Annotated in this window: 16 protein-coding genes and 1 tRNA gene; 6 read left to right on the top strand and 11 right to left on the bottom strand. The window is 63.1% G+C overall.

Features of this window, described 5'->3' with window-relative positions:
- Nucleotides 1-281 precede the first annotated feature (281 nt).
- On the bottom strand, nt 282-551 hold the full coding sequence (locus U1739_RS17675; RefSeq protein WP_332709917.1) for a DUF1488 family protein: 270 nt from the start codon (nt 549-551) through the stop codon (nt 282-284).
- Between the two features lie 243 nt (nt 552-794).
- A complete protein-coding gene (locus tag U1739_RS17670) occupies nt 795-1,016 on the bottom strand; it encodes a helix-turn-helix domain-containing protein (protein WP_332709916.1) in 222 nt (73 codons plus the stop codon).
- 115 nt (nt 1,017-1,131) lie between these two features.
- Here U1739_RS17670 and U1739_RS17665 point away from each other — a divergent pair, with 115 nt between their 5' ends.
- The 3 genes from U1739_RS17665 (at nt 1,132) to U1739_RS17655 (ending at nt 2,164) form a co-directional block, all read left to right on the top strand.
- Nucleotides 1,132-1,443 carry a hypothetical protein gene (locus U1739_RS17665; RefSeq protein WP_332709915.1) on the top strand — a complete coding sequence of 104 codons (312 nt, stop codon included), beginning with the start codon at nt 1,132-1,134 and terminating at the stop codon, nt 1,441-1,443.
- Between the two features lie 7 nt (nt 1,444-1,450).
- Nucleotides 1,451-1,885 (top strand): hypothetical protein, encoded by a 435-nt coding sequence (locus U1739_RS17660; protein ID WP_332709914.1) that lies wholly within the window; start codon nt 1,451-1,453, stop codon nt 1,883-1,885.
- 63 nt (nt 1,886-1,948) lie between these two features.
- A complete protein-coding gene (locus tag U1739_RS17655; protein ID WP_332709913.1) occupies nt 1,949-2,164 on the top strand; it encodes a hypothetical protein in 216 nt (71 codons plus the stop codon).
- A 451-nt stretch (nt 2,165-2,615) separates the two neighbouring features.
- On the opposite strand, the gene U1739_RS17650 is transcribed toward U1739_RS17655, so the two are convergent.
- The 5 genes from U1739_RS17650 to U1739_RS17630 all read right to left on the bottom strand — a co-directional run bounded on the left by U1739_RS17650 (nt 2,616) and on the right by U1739_RS17630 (nt 7,324).
- The gene (locus U1739_RS17650) at nt 2,616-4,019 is read right to left on the bottom strand and encodes a site-specific DNA-methyltransferase (RefSeq protein ID WP_332709912.1); all 1,404 of its coding nucleotides are present in this window, start codon (nt 4,017-4,019) and stop codon (nt 2,616-2,618) included.
- A 145-nt stretch (nt 4,020-4,164) separates the two neighbouring features.
- On the bottom strand, nt 4,165-5,613 hold the full coding sequence (gene terL / locus U1739_RS17645; RefSeq protein ID WP_332709911.1) for a phage terminase large subunit: 1,449 nt from the start codon (nt 5,611-5,613) through the stop codon (nt 4,165-4,167).
- Nucleotides 5,613-5,990, bottom strand: a complete 378-nt coding sequence (locus U1739_RS17640; RefSeq protein WP_332709910.1) for a DUF5681 domain-containing protein — start codon at nt 5,988-5,990, stop codon at nt 5,613-5,615. Before U1739_RS17640 ends, terL begins: the two co-directional genes overlap by 1 nt.
- A 111-nt stretch (nt 5,991-6,101) precedes the next feature.
- The gene (locus U1739_RS17635) at nt 6,102-6,581 is read right to left on the bottom strand and encodes a transposase (RefSeq protein ID WP_332709909.1); all 480 of its coding nucleotides are present in this window, start codon (nt 6,579-6,581) and stop codon (nt 6,102-6,104) included.
- Nucleotides 6,582-7,232: 651 nt separating this feature from the next.
- Nucleotides 7,233-7,324 (bottom strand) — tRNA-Ser (locus tag U1739_RS17630).
- Nucleotides 7,325-7,492: 168 nt separating this feature from the next.
- On the opposite strand from U1739_RS17630, the gene U1739_RS17625 reads away from it, so the two are divergent.
- Nucleotides 7,493-8,272, top strand: coding sequence for a DUF1134 domain-containing protein (locus U1739_RS17625; RefSeq protein ID WP_332709908.1), 780 nt, complete (start codon nt 7,493-7,495; stop codon nt 8,270-8,272).
- A gap of 222 nt (nt 8,273-8,494) precedes the next feature.
- A complete protein-coding gene (locus U1739_RS17620) occupies nt 8,495-8,926 on the top strand; it encodes a DoxX family protein (protein WP_332709907.1) in 432 nt (143 codons plus the stop codon).
- 12 nt (nt 8,927-8,938) lie between these two features.
- Here U1739_RS17620 and pyrC read toward each other — a convergent pair whose 3' ends face one another.
- On the bottom strand, nt 8,939-9,976 hold the full coding sequence (gene pyrC / locus U1739_RS17615) for a dihydroorotase (RefSeq protein WP_332709906.1): 1,038 nt from the start codon (nt 9,974-9,976) through the stop codon (nt 8,939-8,941).
- A gap of 90 nt (nt 9,977-10,066) precedes the next feature.
- On the opposite strand from pyrC, the gene ygfZ reads away from it, so the two are divergent.
- The gene (gene ygfZ / locus U1739_RS17610; protein ID WP_332709905.1) at nt 10,067-10,753 is read left to right on the top strand and encodes a CAF17-like 4Fe-4S cluster assembly/insertion protein YgfZ; all 687 of its coding nucleotides are present in this window, start codon (nt 10,067-10,069) and stop codon (nt 10,751-10,753) included.
- A gap of 73 nt (nt 10,754-10,826) precedes the next feature.
- Here the strand turns inward: ygfZ and U1739_RS17605 are convergent, their stop codons facing one another.
- From U1739_RS17605 to U1739_RS17595, 3 genes are all read right to left on the bottom strand, one after another.
- Nucleotides 10,827-11,129 (bottom strand): hypothetical protein, encoded by a 303-nt coding sequence (locus U1739_RS17605; RefSeq protein WP_332709904.1) that lies wholly within the window; start codon nt 11,127-11,129, stop codon nt 10,827-10,829.
- Nucleotides 11,129-13,963 carry a M16 family metallopeptidase gene (locus tag U1739_RS17600; RefSeq protein ID WP_332709903.1) on the bottom strand — a complete coding sequence of 945 codons (2,835 nt, stop codon included), beginning with the start codon at nt 13,961-13,963 and terminating at the stop codon, nt 11,129-11,131. The genes U1739_RS17605 and U1739_RS17600 overlap by 1 nt, the downstream gene beginning before the upstream one ends.
- A 211-nt stretch (nt 13,964-14,174) precedes the next feature.
- A complete protein-coding gene (locus tag U1739_RS17595) occupies nt 14,175-16,343 on the bottom strand; it encodes a penicillin acylase family protein (RefSeq protein WP_443025595.1) in 2,169 nt (722 codons plus the stop codon).
- Nucleotides 16,344-16,541: the final 198 nt, after the last annotated feature.

Here is a 16,541-nt window from a genome sequence, read left to right as displayed (position 1 = left end):
GCCGGTTTCCACCCAAATCACCATGAAAGCAGACTGTCCGCCCACCGCCCATAGCGTTCCGGTTTCAGACATCCACCACTCGGCAAACGGCGCTTTCGACGACGTGCTGGCGTTCAGCGTCACAGGGAGTGTACGCGATCACTAAAATGCCATCGTCGAAGCGGCCGCGTAAAATAGAAAGCGGTTACCACCGCAAACGGAGCGCCTGCCAAGCCTGGTATTACTGCACCAGGGCCGGCTGTTCCCCGTCATTCATGTAATAAACTGCTAAACACGGCGGCTTATTCCAGGTCGCCCTCGTCGATGGCGACCACGGTTGCGGAAGGTCGTTGCAGAGCGGCCTCGATGCAGACGTCTACGATCTCGTCGCTAAACCGCTCGAACATTTCGAGCGCATCAGCCTCGGGTTCGTCGCCGCTCAACTCTTTTAGCACGGAATATTTAACGGCAAAGTCGCGCTCGTCTCCATCAAGATCGCCCGTGAACTCCACTTGCCGGGCGATATGGTTGTCGGTGATGCTTGCTTGATCGATCTCGAGGCGCAACGCCATTCTTCAGCTCCTGTTATACCAGTCTGCTCTGCCCAAAGGGTGCACCGTCCGCAAGCCGACGATTGCACAGGTGCTGGCCGGCAGAAGTGTACGATCCAGCGGCGCCTATCACCCATGATCTGTCCGGTCCGACCGTGTCGGCACTGATCAGCCCATCGTCGACAAAGCACCCAGGAGGCCGACGTGCCGCCCTCCACGTTCGGCGGGAAGGGCGCATCCCCGCCGGTTCAAGCCTACACCCAGCTATGAGGCGGCCGGGTCCGCGGCAACCAGCACCGAAGCGCTTACCCCAAGCGGGGCAGCAAGCCTGTCCAGTATGGTGATCGACGGGTTGCGCGCCGCCCGCTCGAGGTCGGAGACGTAAGTCCGGTGTATTCCGGCCTCAAAGGCGAAACGCTCCTGCGACCAGCCATGCTCGGCGCGCAGTCGCTTCAGATTGGTCGCAAGGCGCTGGCGAATATCCACGCGCAACTCAAGCCTGCCTGTCACTGACTGATCTACAGACGATCAGAGACAATCTGGTTGACATGGTTGGTGCACCAAGCATCGTCATGTCACTGATCAACGACAGGAAGTTTCTATGCGCGGTATATCGATAGCCTCGGCGCTTGTTGCCGGGGCGCTGTTAACAGCATGCGTTTCAATGGGACCCGACTATGACCCGGCGGCGGTCGAGCAGCTCAGGCCGGGCATGGATAAAGCTACGGTGATCGCTCAGCTTGGTCGTCCGACCTCGGTCGCCTCGCTTCCTGATGGCAAGCAGCAACTGATGTGGATTCATTCGCGCGGTGACATGCTTGGCCGGGGCCAGGCGCGGTCGGTCATGCTGATGTTTGGAGCTGACGGTAAGTATATCGGCTTGGTCAGCCAAGCCGAAACCAATTTGCGGTGAGCCGGCTATGACACCGCCGAACGCCGCCCCATCGCGACCAGTGAGTGCCGCCAAGGTCATCCTTATCGTGTCGGCCGCCATACTGGTGATGCTTGTAGTTGCCGCTATGTCGCGTTCCGCGAATCCCGGGAGCAGTGATCTAACGTCCGACGGCACTAATAGTGTAACGTCCGACACTGGCATTACCACAGGCACCTATCGCGCCGCTGCTCAAGAGCTGGTCAAACAACATTTGCATGACCCATCATCGGCTGAATTCAGCGACATTCGCGTAATACCGGCTGGAGGCGGCAAGCCGATCATCGTGTGCGGCAAGGTAAACTCCAAAAATGGGTTTGGTGGCATGAACGGAGCCAAACGGTTCGTGGTCGGCGGGACGGTCGCTGTTGAAGAGGAAGTCGGCGAGGCGGACATGAATCAACTCTGGGCGACGTTCTGCTAAGGCTCGAAAAGCTGGTTATGGACATTGCGGCGGCGCCGTACCTTCCTGTGGACAGGAGGTACGATGACCAACACGACCGAACTGATCGATAGGCTGTGCACATTCGCTGGGATGCTCTTGGAGGACGTTCACGAGGTTGCGCTGGTGCGCAGCGCGAGTTCATCTGCCGGGACGCGCATAGAGATGATCCGGTCAGCTGCTAGCGATGCCGTGGTGCTAGCGCGCGCAGCCGAGGTCATCCGGGCCAGATATGGCTCAATCGACGGGCTCGAGGCGTAACCAACCGACGTACGAGCAGGCACAGGAATTGACGCATCGATCGGTCGCGCCAGATCGCAGTTGATCGTGCAGCATCATGGCTCCCGGACTCCGATCGCTTGGCCGCCGTCCTTCATGCGCCCGAGGGCGCCAAAGCCGCCCGTTGCCCGCATCCGATCGATTGGACGCGGCGGACCTCAGTCCCACGCGGATCCATCGTCTCACGTCCAGTGTTGCGCCACTCGGGTGGACGGTCGAGCTAATCGCCCTTCCCGCCGCGGCAGCACCCGACAAGTCACTCGGCGCCTGCAGAGAGGGTTTTGGGATGCCGCGAACGGGGTCAGTGCCGCCGATGGGACAGTAACGCTGGCCACGTCGGCGAGCGAGCCGCTCGCAGCCGAGATCGTAAGTCAGTCGCTCACCGCGCAAGACGATGACGAGATCGTGATCATTGCGCAGAATGGCGACACTGTCAGCCGCCAGGATCGACAGGCCCTCGATCACCAGGACCGGCAACCGACTCGCAGTCCAAAGGCCTTATCGGGGCGCGATCCTCCGCGATCTCTGCGAACGTTCTGCCGTCGCCCTCAAGCACCGCGACCTTACTGAACAGCTTCTCGTACCGCCGCACCGCGGCGTCGACATAGAGCGGGTCTAATTCGATGACCGCGGCGCGCCTTTTTGTGCGTTCGGCAGCGATGATGGTTGTGCCGGAGCCACTGAAGCCATCGAGCACGAGATCGCCTCGCTTTGAGCAGTCACGAAGTGCATCTGCCACCAGCGCGGTCGGCTTAACGGTTGGGTGGCTGGCCAGATCTTCGTCACGGCTGCGTCCGAAAGTGTTTAGCCCTGGATAGCTCCAAACGTTGGTGCGGTAACGACCGAACCGCCCAAGTTGCACGTTATTGACGTGGGCGGCGTTGCCCTTCTTGAACACGAACACAAGCTCATGCTGAGAGCGGTAAAGCGACCCCATGCCGCCGGACCCCTTGTCCCACACACAAAGGTTTTTTAGTTCGTCGTAGGCCTCCTCGCCCGCCGCTAGCATCTCGCCCATATGCCGAAAGTCCATGCAAACGTAGTGGACCGATCCGTCACGGCTAAACCGCGCGAGAAGGTTTAGACTGGTCGTGAGGAACGTCGTGAACTCGGCATTCGACATCTCCCCAGCGGCCATCGCGAATTCACGGTGACGCGCCTTCCCTAGGCCTGACACATGACCTTGAATGGCGACGTTATAAGGCGGGTCAGTGAACACGATGTCGGCGCGATCCGTCCCGAGCAGGTGCTCGTAGCTCGCGGCCTGGAGTGCATCGCCGCAGAGCAGACGGTGGTCGCCAAGGCACCAGAGATCGCCCAGACGCGACACCGGGACGGCATTCGGGTCGATGGCATCAACTCGATCGGCCGGATCGACACTAGCCGCTCCTGGACCGGCCGACTGATCGAGCAGCAGATCGATCTCGGCGGTCTCGAAACCGGTCAATTCCATGTCGAATTCGAGCTCCTCGAGCTCCATCAGCGTCGCACTGAGGATCTCGAGGTCGAACGTCGACATATCGCCGATCTTGTTGTCGGCGATCGCTAGCGCTTTCCGGGCAGCCGCGGTGAGGCCGGAGATGCGCACGCAAGGAACCCGCTCCAACGGCACCAGCGCTGCCGCTTCGAGACGTGCATGACCAGCAATTATCTGGTTATGCTCGTCGATCAATGCCGGGTTAGTAAACCCGAACTCGCGCATGCCGGCGGCGAGCCGTTCGATTTGCTTTTTCGGATGTTTGCGAGCGTTCTTGGGGTCAGGCACCAGCGCGCCGATGGGCAAGTAAATGATGTCAAGCTGCCTTGAAGCCGCCGCCAGCTGATGGGGATGGGCCATTCTAAATGCTCCTACCGGTCGATTGCCGACCGTTTGCGGTGGGAAAAGTGTGGTGATCGAGGCACGTACCCGTCTGCTTGGTTGCGGCCGCGAGATGCGGCTGAGCCGCTTGGCTCAGCCGCATTCCGGGAAAGCACGCCGCGCCTTAGCGGCCGCGCCTGTGCAGGAGGTGATTGGCAATTTCCTCCATCGTCAGCTGATCGTGGAGGCCAAAGTCGAATTCAAAGCGGAATAGCCCGCGTTCGGTCGCCCACATGGTGTATTGAGTGAAGCTGTCGACCTGATCGTCGTGACGACCGCCTGGAAACGAGAGCAGCTCATGCACGAAGTCGCCCCACCACGGCGCGTCGACCGCGAATAAGACACGCCCACCTTCGATCGCGCCCGAAACGGCATCGACACGCGCCTTCTTATCGAGTAACGAACGTTGTGGTTTGATGTTCAGGTTACTAACGGCCCGCAATTGCTGGATTAGTGCCTGCCCGGAACTCGCGTCCTCGATAAGTACGTATGTTGCGCCCCAGGTGGAACCCAGCTCGATCGCCTTGTGTGCGAGTTGGGGGAATTCGAGCTTTCCGCGCCAACAGCTGAGCATGTAGCTCGTCCCGTTGATCAAACGCCACGTCGTGCAGACCGAATAGTCGTTGGCAACGCCTGTTTTGCTGGCGGTGTCCCAGCTCTGCACCACGATGCCCGGATCGTCAGTCGGCAGCACCGTATAGTGTTGCAGCCACTCGCGGCGTATCTGGTTACCCTCAGCCGGCACTGGCTCCTGCTGAATGTTTGCCTGAAAACCGGGGGTGCCCATTCGCTTCTGCAGCCGGAGGAGCGTCTCATCGTCATAACGCGCCTCGTGCAACAGATCGCCAGGCTCTATGCGATGCGATCGTCCACCGCCCAAATCCACGTCCGCCGGTTCGGTTGCCCGCCCCTGCAGTTTGAGGTGCTCCCAACCGCCTTCGGCAAGGATGTGGCCGGCCAGATCGGCTTCATGCAGGCGCTGCATCACGACTATGAACTTGGTCGATTTGGGATTGTCGCCGCGGGAGGACAGCGTCTGGTCGAAGAAGCGATTCACTTCGCCGCGCAGCGCATCCGAATACGCATGCGAGGCATTAAGGGGATCGTCGACGATGATCCATTCGCCGCCCATACCGGTGATGGAGCCGCCGATCGTTGTGGCGAAGCGTCGGCCACCAGCGGAGGTCTTGATGTCACGCTGCGTGCGCTTCGTCATAATCACGCTGGGGAACAGCAAACGATATAGGTCGGTCTCCATCAGGCGGAGGGTATCAACGGCAAGCGACTCGGCGAGCTGCTCGCTATAGGAGACGACGACGATCCGGGTGGACGGGAACCGGCCCAACAAGAATGCCGGCAGTGCCACCGACATGATGAAAGACTTCAAGCAGCGCGGCGGCATCGTGATAAGCAGGTTGTGGGTCGTCCCGCTCATCAGCTTGTCGACTTGCGCCGCCATCGCATCGAGGTGCCAATTGTCCTCGAACTTTATGCCCGGGTTGAGCACTTGGAAGAACTTGATCGCGAAGCTCAGAAAATCGCTCGCGAGAATGCGCATGAGAAGCTGGTCCATTATTGGTCTCCCTGCGGCAACGGGTGCCGCTTCATAAAGCTGTTGAGAATTTGCAGGTCGTCCGCGCCGAGCGGCGGCAGGTTACCGCTCGCGCCTTGCGGCTGAGCGCTTTCTGCGGCGGCCCATTGAAGCGCCAAGTGAGCGGCTTTCATGTCGCCCTTGAACGCCGCTGTCAGAAGCGACTTTATCAACGCGCGACGTTTGGTGATCTTCTTAGGCTTCCCGCCTTCGGTGATCACGATTGTCTCGTTGAGTTCTGCCGCCAACTCTGTCAGGATGTTGAGCGAGCCCTTGGGACGCCCCTTTGGGTTGCCTGACTGGCCCGGCTGAAAGCGCGTGTATTCTGGGGTGCTGCCGTACCCGACCTTCTTGGTCATGGCACTTCCCGCCACGCTAAGGGCTGATAGGCTGTTTGGGTCATGATACCTCCGTAAGTACCGGTCTTGTCCGGTCGACCTTCCGGGGCAGCAACGCGCTAACAGGATGGCTTAAAGCCGATCAGGCGGTGACCAGAACTCGAGAAAGGCTCGAGGTTTGTCTCCAATTGGTGACAAACCGCCTTCTTTCAGTGCAGCCATATTCAGGGCAGCAGTCCCTCTGGGTCGACGATCTTCCAGCTTGTGAAGGCATTCCAGTTGCGCACGAACCGTGTTGAGGCTTTCCTTATAGCTTGTGCTCGGGAACGCCGTCAGCAGCGTCATAAGAACGCCGTTCGCGCGCAGACGTGAGTAGTATTTGTAAACGGTCTTGGCGTTGCCAAACTCCTTCGGCATGTCGATCCAGGGTTTGCCGGTCCACGCCACCCAGCGCATTCCTTCGAGGTGCTGGCGGCGGTTGCTGGTCGGCCGGCCGCCTCCTGAAGAATGGCGAGTGAGGTGCTTCTCAATGTGGGCCCATTCGCCGTCTTTAAGAGGCAGCGGTACAGGCTCCTGCGCCTGCGAACGGCCTTCAGATATCTTCGCTTTCATGTCGGTGCTCCGGTGAAGGACCAATATACAGCGCTCGCCCTATTTCGTTCACCGTCCGAGCAGTTGTTCCCCAAAAATCGCGAGTGATTCCCTGTTCCGACTGCGGCTTTCCCTGTTCACTTCTTAGAGCGACCTAACAGCTGAAGCCCGTGCAGCACGGGGTAACATCCGCGGAATGAACCAGATTGCTTCCCTGTTATCGACTGGCGACCTGTATCTTTCCCTGTTCGCAGGGAAAGAGGCACGGCAACGCGATCGCCTCCGGCGCTAAAGTGTCAGCGGTTTGCTAGACGGCGCTGCGGACTTCGGTGCCAGAGAATGCGCGGCAATTCGTTGGGAACAGATGCGCGGAGAGTTCTCCGAGGCACGATTGATCGACTGAATGGCGCGGGCTCGCGCAACTTTCGGCCGCCTATGGACGATGGGCCCTAGATCTCAGGACAGGTGGCCGGCAGATCAGGCAAAACCTGGGTCCCGAATTCCAAACGGTACCTTCCCGGTAAGCCGCAGAGAAATCCGCGGGGAAATCGATACTCTTCGTTTTTCCCTGACTCTCCGCGGTACCGAACGAGATTCGAAGGGCGCGGAATCGCGCGAATTCGAGCCCAATTTGCTCAAATTGTCGTTCGATTACAATGACTTGGGACTAGGTGGCGGAGACGGAGAGATTCGAACTCTCGGTACCCTTTAAGAGGTACGACGCTTTAGCAAAGCGTTGGTTTCAGCCACTCACCCACGTCTCCAGACCCGGCGGCAAGCGGCGGCTATAGCGAGCGTCGCGCGCGCGATCAACCGTCCGTGCGTCGATCATCGCAAAATCGACTCAGCCCGTCGCCGCGGGCGATATCGTTCATTGCCGGTCAAGCACGACGCGCGCTATTCACCATGTTTGAGCGCCGGGGGAGTAGACCATGGGCAGGCTGTATTCGACGATAATGATGACCGCGCTGCTGTTTGCCGCGGGCCCCGCCATGGCGCAGGAAGTGCGCACCATCGATCCCAACCAGGCGATCGACGCGGATCTTTCCGCGCCGCGCGGGCCCGATCGCGCGGCGGAACCGGCCCAAAGCTCGACCGACCGGCCGCCGGCCTATCCGCCCTATGATCCGCAAGGCCCGCGCGTGCCCGCTGCGCCGCCGGCCACCGGCAGCGACCAGCAACAAGACGTCGCGCGCGACGGCGCCACCGCGATTGCCGAACAAGGCGACACGTTTAACCGCGCCGAATTGCTCAGCGCCGCCGAAGGTACGCTGGGCAAGGGCACTGCCGGGCTTGCCGGCATGCTCGAGAAGATCCTCAAGGATCAGGGCCAGCCCAATGCCTATATCGCCGGGCGTGAGGCGGGCGGCGCGTTCGTCGTCGGCCTGCGCTACGGCCAGGGCGAGATGTTCCACAAGATCGAGGGGCAGCAGCCGGTCTATTGGACCGGCCCGTCGGTCGGTTTCGATATCGGCGGAGACGCCAGCAAGGTGTTCGTATTGGTCTACAACCTCAACGACACCGAAGATCTATATCGCAAGCGCTTCGCCGCGGGCGAGGGCCGGTTGTTCTTCGTCGGCGGCGTCGCAGCCAGCTATTTGCGCAAGGGCAATCAGGTAGTGATCCCGATCCGGCTCGGCGTCGGTTGGCGGCAGGGTGTCAATATCGGCTATATGAAGTTCAGCCACGACGTGAAGTGGTTCCCGTTCTGAGTGCCGCGCGGCAGGCGGCCACGCCCGCCTGACTCGCGCAAAGCTCGGCCGGCGGGCACCAGCCCGGCCGACGGCGTGGGCTTTGCCCACGCCCGCCCAGCAAAAGGGATGCCTCGTCACCCGGGTTTGCCTCAGGCGGCCGCTTCCTCGCCGACCAGGAAGCCAAGCCACGGCTCGAGGCCGGGGTGACGGGTGAGATAAATCTCGTCATGCTACCCGCCCATGCTCCAGCCCCTCTCCCCCCGCACCGAACGCACCCGCAGGATCCTGCGCTGGACGCTCGCCGCCGCCTATCTGGTCGCCGGCATCGCGCACGTCGCCATCCCGCAGCCGTTCCTCAAGATCACGCCGGCCTGGGTACCCTACCCAAGCCAAATCATCCTCATCACCGGCCTGTGCGAACTCGCCGGTAGCGTCGCGCTGCTGACGACGCGGCTGCGCTGGTGGGCGGGCGTGCTGCTCGCCGCCTATGCGGTCTGCGTCTACCCCGCCAACATCAAGCACGCGATCGACCAGGTGCTGGTCGCCGGTGAAATGCGCAGCCTGTGGTACCACGTGCCGCGCCTGCTGTTGCAGCCGGTGATCGTGTGGTGGGCGCTGTTTGCCGGCCGCGTGACCAACTGGCCGTTCACGCACCGGCGTCCTCAGGGATAAACGCGCCGGCGGTCAGTCGACCATGCGCCAGGCGAGCGTCTGGCCGGCGTGGAACGGGACGACCGCAGTGTCGCCTGCGCCGCACAGGTCGGGCACCACGACGTCGCGTCGCTCGAGCGTCACCGTGCCCTGGTTGAACGGCAGGCCGTAAAAGCGCGCGCCATGTTCCGACGCGAAGCCCTCGAACCGGTCCAGCGCGCCTTCCGCGTCGAACACGGCGAGATAGCTTTCCAGCGCGAACGGCGCGTTGAAGATGCCGGCGCAGCCGCACGCCATTTCCTTGCGCCCGCGGACGTGCGGCGCGGTGTCCGTGCCGAGGAAGAAGCTGGGCGAGCCCGATACCGCTGCCGCGCGCACCGCGAGGCGATGGCGCTCGCGCTTGACCACCGGCAGGCAGAAAGCGTGCGGCTGCAGCCCGCCGGCGAACAGCGCATTGCGATTGAGATGGAGATGCTGCGGGGTGATCGTCGCCGCGACAGTCGGCCCGGCGGCCGTCACGAAATCGACCGCCTCGGCGGTGGTGATATGCTCGAGCACGATCTTCAGCGCGGGAAAATCGCGCACCAGGCTACCGAGCGTACGATCGACGAACACCGCCTCACGATCGAAGAAGTCGATTTCGGGATCGGTGACTTCGCCGTGGATCAGCAATGGCATGCCAATCCGCTCCAGCGTCTCGAGCACCGGTGCGAGCGCGCGGATGTCGGTCACGCCGTGCGCCGAATTGGTCGTCGCATTGGCCGGATAGAGCTTGCACGCCGCCCACGCGCCTTCGGCATAGCCGCGCGCGATCTCTTGCGGGTCGGCCGCATCGGTTAGGTAGCAGGTCATCAGCGGGGTGAAATCGCTGTCCGCGGGCAGCGCGGCGAGGATGCGCGCACGATACGCCGCGGCGGCGGCCACCGTTGTCACGGGCGGCGCGAGATTGGGCATGATGATCGCGCGCGCGAAGTGGCGCGCGGTATACGGTGCCACTGCGTGCAGCATATCGCCATCGCGCAGGTGGACATGCCAGTCGTCGGGGCGGCGGATGGTCAGGCGTTCGGTCATGCTGTTCGCCTAACGCCTGGGCGGGCAAATCGCCAGCCGCGTATTGCCGCTGCCCCCTGCCCGCCCTACCTCGGCGGGATGACTGCCACCATGCTCGCCGATCGATCGCTGCTGCGCCTGTCGGGGGACGATGTCCGCGGGTTCCTGCAAGGGCTGGTCACCGCCGACCTGGCCGGGCCGCTGCCGGTCTGGGCCGGGTTGCTGACGCCGCAGGGCAAGGCCTTGTTCGACTTCATCCTGTGGCCCGACGGCGATGCCATCTTGCTCGATTGCGAAGCGAGCGCCGCTGAAGGTCTCAAGCGCCGCCTGTCGATCTACCGCCTGCGCCGCGCAATTACGATCGAGGTGGACGAGCGCACGGTGCATTGGTCGTCCGCGCCTGCGCAGGGCACCCCCGATCCGCGGCTTGCTGCCTTGGGCTATCGCTGGCTCGCACCGCCAAGCGAACCCGCCACCGGCTGGCCCGCCCACCGCCTGTCGCTCGGCGTCACCGAAGGCGTGGCCGAACTGGGCAGCGACAAGACGCTGTGGCTCGAATGCAATGCGCGCGAGCTGAACGGCGTCAGCTTCACCAAGGGCTGTTACGTCGGCCAGGAAAATACCGCGCGGATGCACCACCGCAGCAAGGTCAACCGCCGCCTGGTGGTCGCCCCGCTGGGCGAACCGACCGATCGCACCCGCGCGACCTATCCCGAGCTCGACCTGATGGTCGAGCATCGCCGCGTCGAAGCGCTGGGCGATGCCATCATACCGCCATGGCTGGAGGCCGCGCTTTGACTCTTAAGTCATAGAAAAGCCCGCTTCCCCAAATAGGAGAAGCGGGCTCTGCAACGCCGTAGCGCGTTGCGGCTTACGCCGCGCGCGTGCCTGCGAGCGGGAAGCTGCCGAACGCGCCGGCGCCGACGCTGCCGGTGATCGTGTCGCCGTCGACGGTCGCGGTGCAATCCAGCGTCATCGGCATTGGCACGGTCATCTTCATCGTCCAACTGATCGTGTTGCCATCGACCTTGCCGTCTTCGATCTCGACCGAGCCCATGCCGCCACTGTTGGTGCCGGTGAAGGTGCTGCCGTCGCTCTTGACGGTCAGCGTGGACTTCTGGTCGCCCAGCGGCGACTTAACAACGGTATCCCAAGTGCCATCGACATCGGCCATCATTTTTCTCCTGAATTCGGGGCGCCGCCCGCAACGGACGCCGCGGCAATTACCTCGACGGGCAGGCCGAGACTGTCAAGCTGCGGCCGGACCGTCTTGGCGTCGCCAACCACCACCCAGACGATCTTCTTGGGGTCGATCGCCGCGCGTGCCGCAGCGTCAAGCTGGTCCCGCGTCAGCCCGCGATATTTTTGCGTTACGGTGGCGTAATAATCGTCCGGGCGCTTGTAGAGATCGTTCTGCTGCATCGCGCTCAGCACATCGCCCGACGTTTCGAAATTGCCCGACAGCGACCGCGTCGCGCCGGTAATCGAGCGATCGAACTCGGCCTGGGTGAGCGGCTTGGCGCCGACGAACTCGGCAATGTCCTGGCGGAGCGCCTTGATCGACTCGCCCGTCTTGTCGGCCTGGACTGGCGCGCTGATGACATAAGGCGCGGCATTCTCGCTGCGCTGGAAATAGCCGCTCACGCCGTAGGACCAATGCTTGCCCTCGCGCAGATCCATGTTGATCCGGCTGAGGAAGCTGCCGCCCAGCGCATCATTGGCGGTGATCACCGGCAGCAGATCGTCGCTGCCATTGAGTCCGGTGACGAGCCCGGCGGAAATCTGCGACTGCGGCGAATCCGGGCGGTCGACCAGAATGATCTTGGGAGTCGCCGTGCCGGCGGTGGGGCCGAAGGTCTTGCTGCCGGCCGGGCCGGTGCCCTTCCAGTCGCCGAAGCGCTGGTCGAACGCCGCCTTGACGGTGGCCAGCGGCAGATCGCTGACCACGAAGATCTTCGCTTTCTCCGGCCGCAACCAGGCGTGCTGGAACGCGACGAGATCGGCGCGCGTCAACGTCTCCACCGCCACCGGATCGCCGCCGCCCGACGATTTGGCGTAGGGCGAAGCCGGCCCGTAGATCAATTTGGGCAGCACGCGGTTGGCCAGACCGCCGGGGCTGGTCAGCTCCTGCGCAATGCCGGCCAGTTGCTGGTTCTTGACGCGCGCGACTTCCGCCGGCGCGAATGCCGGGTTGCGCGTCACGTCGGCGAACAGGTCGCTGGCCGCGCCGAGATTGGCGCTTGGCGCCGCCATCGAGACATAGGTACGGTCGAGGCTCGCGCCGGTGCCGATATCCACGCCCAACCGCTCGCGCGCTTCGGCCAGCTTGGTCGAATCGAGCGTCGTCGTGCCTTCGTCCATCATGCCGAGCGTCAATTGCTGCGTGCCGAGCTTGCCCGCCACATCGGCGGCGACGCCGGCGTCGAAGCTGATCACCGCCTGGGTGATCGGCACCGCGCCACGCTGCGCATAGACCAGTTCGATGCCGTTCCGCAGCCGCGTGCGCTCGACCTTGGGGAAGGTCAGCCCGGCGACATCGCCGACCGCGGGCAAGGCGCCGCGCGTGCCCTTGGGCTTGGCCACTGCCGCTTCGACGATCTTGACCTCGGCTGGCACTTCCGCCTCGGCATAAGCGTCGCGCGGGCCGTTCACCACCGACAGGCTGTAGGACGGCTTGGTTAGCCATTTGGCGATCGCCGCCTTGACGCTCGCCGGGGTTTGCGCGGCAAGCTCGGCAAGCTGCTTCTTGTAGAAACCGGGATCGTTCGAATAGAGCGCGCCTTCGGCCAAGGCGACCGCCTTGCCGCCGAACCCGCCGACCGATTCCAGCCCCTCGATGCGATCGACCGTGGTCTTGGTCACATAGCGCCGCACCTCGTCTTCGGTCGGGCCGGTCTTGATGAAATCGGCGACGATCTCGTCGACGCGCTTGGCCACCACCGCCGCGTCAACGCCGGGGCGCACCACGGTATAGATGTCGAACGTGCCGACCTGCGCATAGCTCGAATTGCCCACGCTGACCTGCACGGCGAGCTTTTCCTGCCGCACCAGGATGTTCTGCAGCCGCGAGCTGGACAGGCCGCCGAGCGCGCCGGCGGCCACGTCGAGCGCCGTCGCATCCGGATCGTTCAGCCCCGGCACCGGCCAGGAGCGCACCAGCAAGGTGGCGGCGACACGATCCTTCATTTCCTCGCGCTTCGGCGCACTCAACAGCGGTATCGATACGGTCGGCAGCTTGGACTGCGGCCCGCGCGGAATGACCGCGAAATTCTTGTCCACCAGTCGCTTGGCGGTGGCAAGATCGACATCGCCGGCCAGCACCAGCACGGCGTTATTGGGCCCGTAATGATCTTTGAACCACGCCTTCACGTCGGCCAGCTTGGCCTGATCGAGATCGGCCATCGACCCGATCGTGGTGTGGCCGTACGGGTGATCGGCCGGGAACAGACCCTCGTTCATCTTATATTCGATCAGCCCGTAAGGCTGGTTGTCGCCCGAGCGTTTCTCATTCTGCACCACACCGCGCTGCTCATCGAGCACGCTCTGCGTGATCGCGCCGGTGAGATAGCCCATGCGATCGGATTCGAGGAACAATGCCCGGTCCAGCGCGGCGGTCGGCACGGTCTCGAAATAGTTGGTGCGATCGAAATAGGTCGTGCCATTGAAATCGGTCGCGCCGACCTGCTTCAGGGGCTCGAAGAAATCGTTCGGGGCGTTTTCGCTGCCGTTGAACATCAGATGCTCGAACAGATGGGCAAAGCCCGATTTGCCCTTGGGCTCGTGCTTCGAGCCGACATCGTACCAGACGGACACCGCCACGACCGGCGCCTTGCGATCGGTATGGACGATGACGCGCAGGCCGTTGGGCAGCGTGAACGTCTCGTAGGGAATGTCGACCTGCTTGACGAGCGCGGACACCGGCGCGGGGGCCGCAGCCTTGGGGGCGGCAATAGCGGGCGTCGCGAGCGCAAGCAGCGCCACGCCGGACAAAGCGAGGATCTTGGTCATGTGTGGAAAATATCCTTGAGACGCAGAGTTATGCCTCAACGTAGCACCAGAAGACCGGCGTGCAACGGGCAGCGAAAAAAGGGAATTAGCCCTTCCCACCTTTACGCTTCCCCGGCGAAGGCCGGGGCCCAGCCGCGAAGGCGGTGGTAACGAACGCAGCGGCAATTACCCTGGGCCCCCGCCTTCGCCGGGGAAAGGCTAGGAAGAATGGCTAAGGCCGATAAACCCGCTCGACATTCCGCCGCAAATCCACCGGCCAGAAATTCACCGGCTTGGTCTTGTGCGCCACGAACAAGGCCGCCTGGTCGGCATAATGCGGCGAGCCCGGCCGCGTCGTCGCCGCGCCATATGGCTGGATCGAGGTCGACGACACGCGCCCCGCTTTGTCCCACGCCATGAACATGATGAAGCTGTCGCCATGATTGACCACCAGCCGCCCGTCATCCGCCTCGACCCAGGTCGAGGCCGCGCGCAGCACGTCCGGCGCGCCGTCGAGCGGCAGATCGACCTTGCCATGGCGCAACCGCAGCACGACCCCCAGCGGCGGATCGATGCGCCCGAAATGCTTGGTCAGATACGCCGCCGCGGTGGCCAGTTCGGCGCGCGGATCCTTCGGGTCCTTGCGCGGATAATGCCATGCTTGGCCGGCGCGCAGCAGGATCGCCGCCAGCGCCTCGGCCGGGTTGGTGCCATCGAAGCGCCAGTTCCATTTTGCCATCAACGCCTTGGCCGCAATCAGTTGCCGGTCGCCCTTGGCATCCACCGCCGCGACAGCCTCATACCAGCGCGCCGCCCAACTCAGCTTGCTCACCCCGGTATCATATTTGATGCGCTCCAGATCGGCCGCGCTGATCGAGCCGTCCTGCCCCATCAGCTCCACCGATCGCGTGCCGCGATTGGTCGTGTCGGTCTCGATGCCCAGCAACGGGGAATAATCGCCTGGTTTCAGCTCCGATCCCGCCCCCGCCGCCTGGAACGGCGTATTATTGGCATTGGCGAGGAAGCCAGATGCCGGGTTCACGTTACGCGGTATCTGGCTCCAGGGTACCGTTCCCGCCGCCAGATCGCGCGACGTGTCGCCCGGCAACACGGTTCGGTAATCAAAGCCGGGTTTGCGGTTGGGGAAAGCGGCATTGTAGAAATAGGCGATATTCCCGGCGGCATCGCCATAGAGGAAATTGGTCGCCGATACGCCCTGCAGGCTCATCGCCTTCTGCCATTCGGCAAAATTCTGCGCGCGCGTGATGCGGTAATATTGCTCGACCATGCGCAATTGGTCAGCGCCGCCATAGCGCATCGCGAACGCGCCGCTCTTGTTGACGATCACCGGCCCGTGGACCGAACGATACACCGTCTTGGGTATGGGCAGCACGAACGGCCCCATCTTCACGTGCAGCCAGATGCGCGTCGCCTGTAGCGACACCTGCTTGCCATCGAACAGATAGGTGTCGCCCCCCTGCCCCAGCTTGAGCTTGTAGACATCGACCAGATCGGGCCGGTTGACCGTGTTGGTCCAGCCGAGATGCTCGTTATGCCCGAGCACCGGATAGGGCACGCCGGGGAAGGTCGCACCGGCAAAGTTCCAGCCGGTGCCCGAATGGACCACCAGTTCGTACCACGCCACCGGCCCGGCCCAGGGCTGATGCGAATTGGACACGACGCGGGTAAAGCCATCGGCCGAGCGGGACGGCGCGACGACGAACGCATTGGAGCCATTCATATTGCCTTCGCCGACCGATTGCCGGGCAGCGTCCTGCCCGGCCGGCACGGCCAGCGGCCCCGGCGCATCCGGCGTCGGCCCTGCCGTTTCACGCGGCAGCGGCGTATCGCCGGAGAGTGCGCCGAGCACCTGATCCAGCCCGAAGAAGAACGGCGTGCGCAGCACGAAGCCAGTGGCGATATCCTGGCCGTTGACCGGGAACAGCTTGGCCAACCGCACTTCGCCCGGATGCCGCGCAGCATAGGTGTTGAGCCCGGTGGCATAGCCATCGAGCAACGCCCGCACATCCGCGGGCTGCTTCAGATAATCGCGGTCCACCGTCGCGCGCGCGCCGAGCAGGTGCAGCGCATAATCGACCTTCGCGCCATCCGCGCCGGTCATCGCCCCCAAACGCCCGCGCGCCATTGCCACCGCTTCCTGCAATGTCGAGAAATCGTCCTCGGCATGGGCATAGGCCACGCCATAAGCGACATCCGGATCGGTCTTGCCGAAGATATGCGGCACGCCGAATTTGTCCCGCGCGATCACGCTGTCATATTTATGAGGCGGCGGCGGCGCGGCGGCGCTGGCGGACAGCGGCTCCCACACGATCAGCCCGATGGCGATCGCTGCCACCAGAACAAGCAATGCAATCAAGGCCTTGCCAAGCTTTCGCATCATCCTCACCCCCCTATATATTTTCTGCTGTCCTACACGAACCTTGCCGGGTTACCATCCCGCGTCGCGTCGCAAGTCGCCGAGAATCGCGAATGTTGAGACGTCGGAAAAAAAGCGCGATCGAGTCAACATTCTCAACATTCGCCGCTACCGAAACGCTTGTGTGGCTGAATACCACACTACATCGCATGGGCATTCAAC

This window comes from Parasphingomonas puruogangriensis, from assembly GCF_036663635.1.
Taxonomy (GTDB): domain Bacteria; phylum Pseudomonadota; class Alphaproteobacteria; order Sphingomonadales; family Sphingomonadaceae; genus Sphingomonas.
Note: the sequence above shows the minus strand (reverse complement) of the source record. Positions and strands in the feature narration are given on the sequence as shown.

Excerpts from the sequence above, each read along its gene's own strand:
- U1739_RS17650 (WP_332709912.1), bottom strand. The coding sequence starts at position 4,019 with ATGGCCCATCCCCATCAGCTGGCGGCGGCTTCAAGGCAGCTTGACATC.
- U1739_RS17635 (WP_332709909.1), bottom strand. The coding sequence starts at position 6,581 with ATGAAAGCGAAGATATCTGAAGGCCGTTCGCAGGCGCAGGAGCCTGTA.
- U1739_RS17625 (WP_332709908.1), top strand. The coding sequence starts at position 7,493 with ATGGGCAGGCTGTATTCGACGATAATGATGACCGCGCTGCTGTTTGCC.
- U1739_RS17640 (WP_332709910.1), bottom strand. The coding sequence starts at position 5,990 with ATGACCAAGAAGGTCGGGTACGGCAGCACCCCAGAATACACGCGCTTT.
- U1739_RS17675 (WP_332709917.1), bottom strand. The coding sequence starts at position 551 with ATGGCGTTGCGCCTCGAGATCGATCAAGCAAGCATCACCGACAACCAT.
- U1739_RS17655 (WP_332709913.1), top strand. The coding sequence starts at position 1,949 with ATGACCAACACGACCGAACTGATCGATAGGCTGTGCACATTCGCTGGG.
- terL (WP_332709911.1), bottom strand. The coding sequence starts at position 5,613 with ATGGACCAGCTTCTCATGCGCATTCTCGCGAGCGATTTTCTGAGCTTC.
- U1739_RS17600 (WP_332709903.1), bottom strand. The coding sequence starts at position 13,963 with ATGACCAAGATCCTCGCTTTGTCCGGCGTGGCGCTGCTTGCGCTCGCG.
- ygfZ (WP_332709905.1), top strand. The coding sequence starts at position 10,067 with ATGCTCGCCGATCGATCGCTGCTGCGCCTGTCGGGGGACGATGTCCGC.
- U1739_RS17665 (WP_332709915.1), top strand. The coding sequence starts at position 1,132 with ATGCGCGGTATATCGATAGCCTCGGCGCTTGTTGCCGGGGCGCTGTTA.
- U1739_RS17605 (WP_332709904.1), bottom strand. The coding sequence starts at position 11,129 with ATGGCCGATGTCGATGGCACTTGGGATACCGTTGTTAAGTCGCCGCTG.
- U1739_RS17620 (WP_332709907.1), top strand. The coding sequence starts at position 8,495 with ATGCTCCAGCCCCTCTCCCCCCGCACCGAACGCACCCGCAGGATCCTG.
- U1739_RS17660 (WP_332709914.1), top strand. The coding sequence starts at position 1,451 with ATGACACCGCCGAACGCCGCCCCATCGCGACCAGTGAGTGCCGCCAAG.
- U1739_RS17595 (WP_443025595.1), bottom strand. The coding sequence starts at position 16,343 with ATGATGCGAAAGCTTGGCAAGGCCTTGATTGCATTGCTTGTTCTGGTG.
- pyrC (WP_332709906.1), bottom strand. The coding sequence starts at position 9,976 with ATGACCGAACGCCTGACCATCCGCCGCCCCGACGACTGGCATGTCCAC.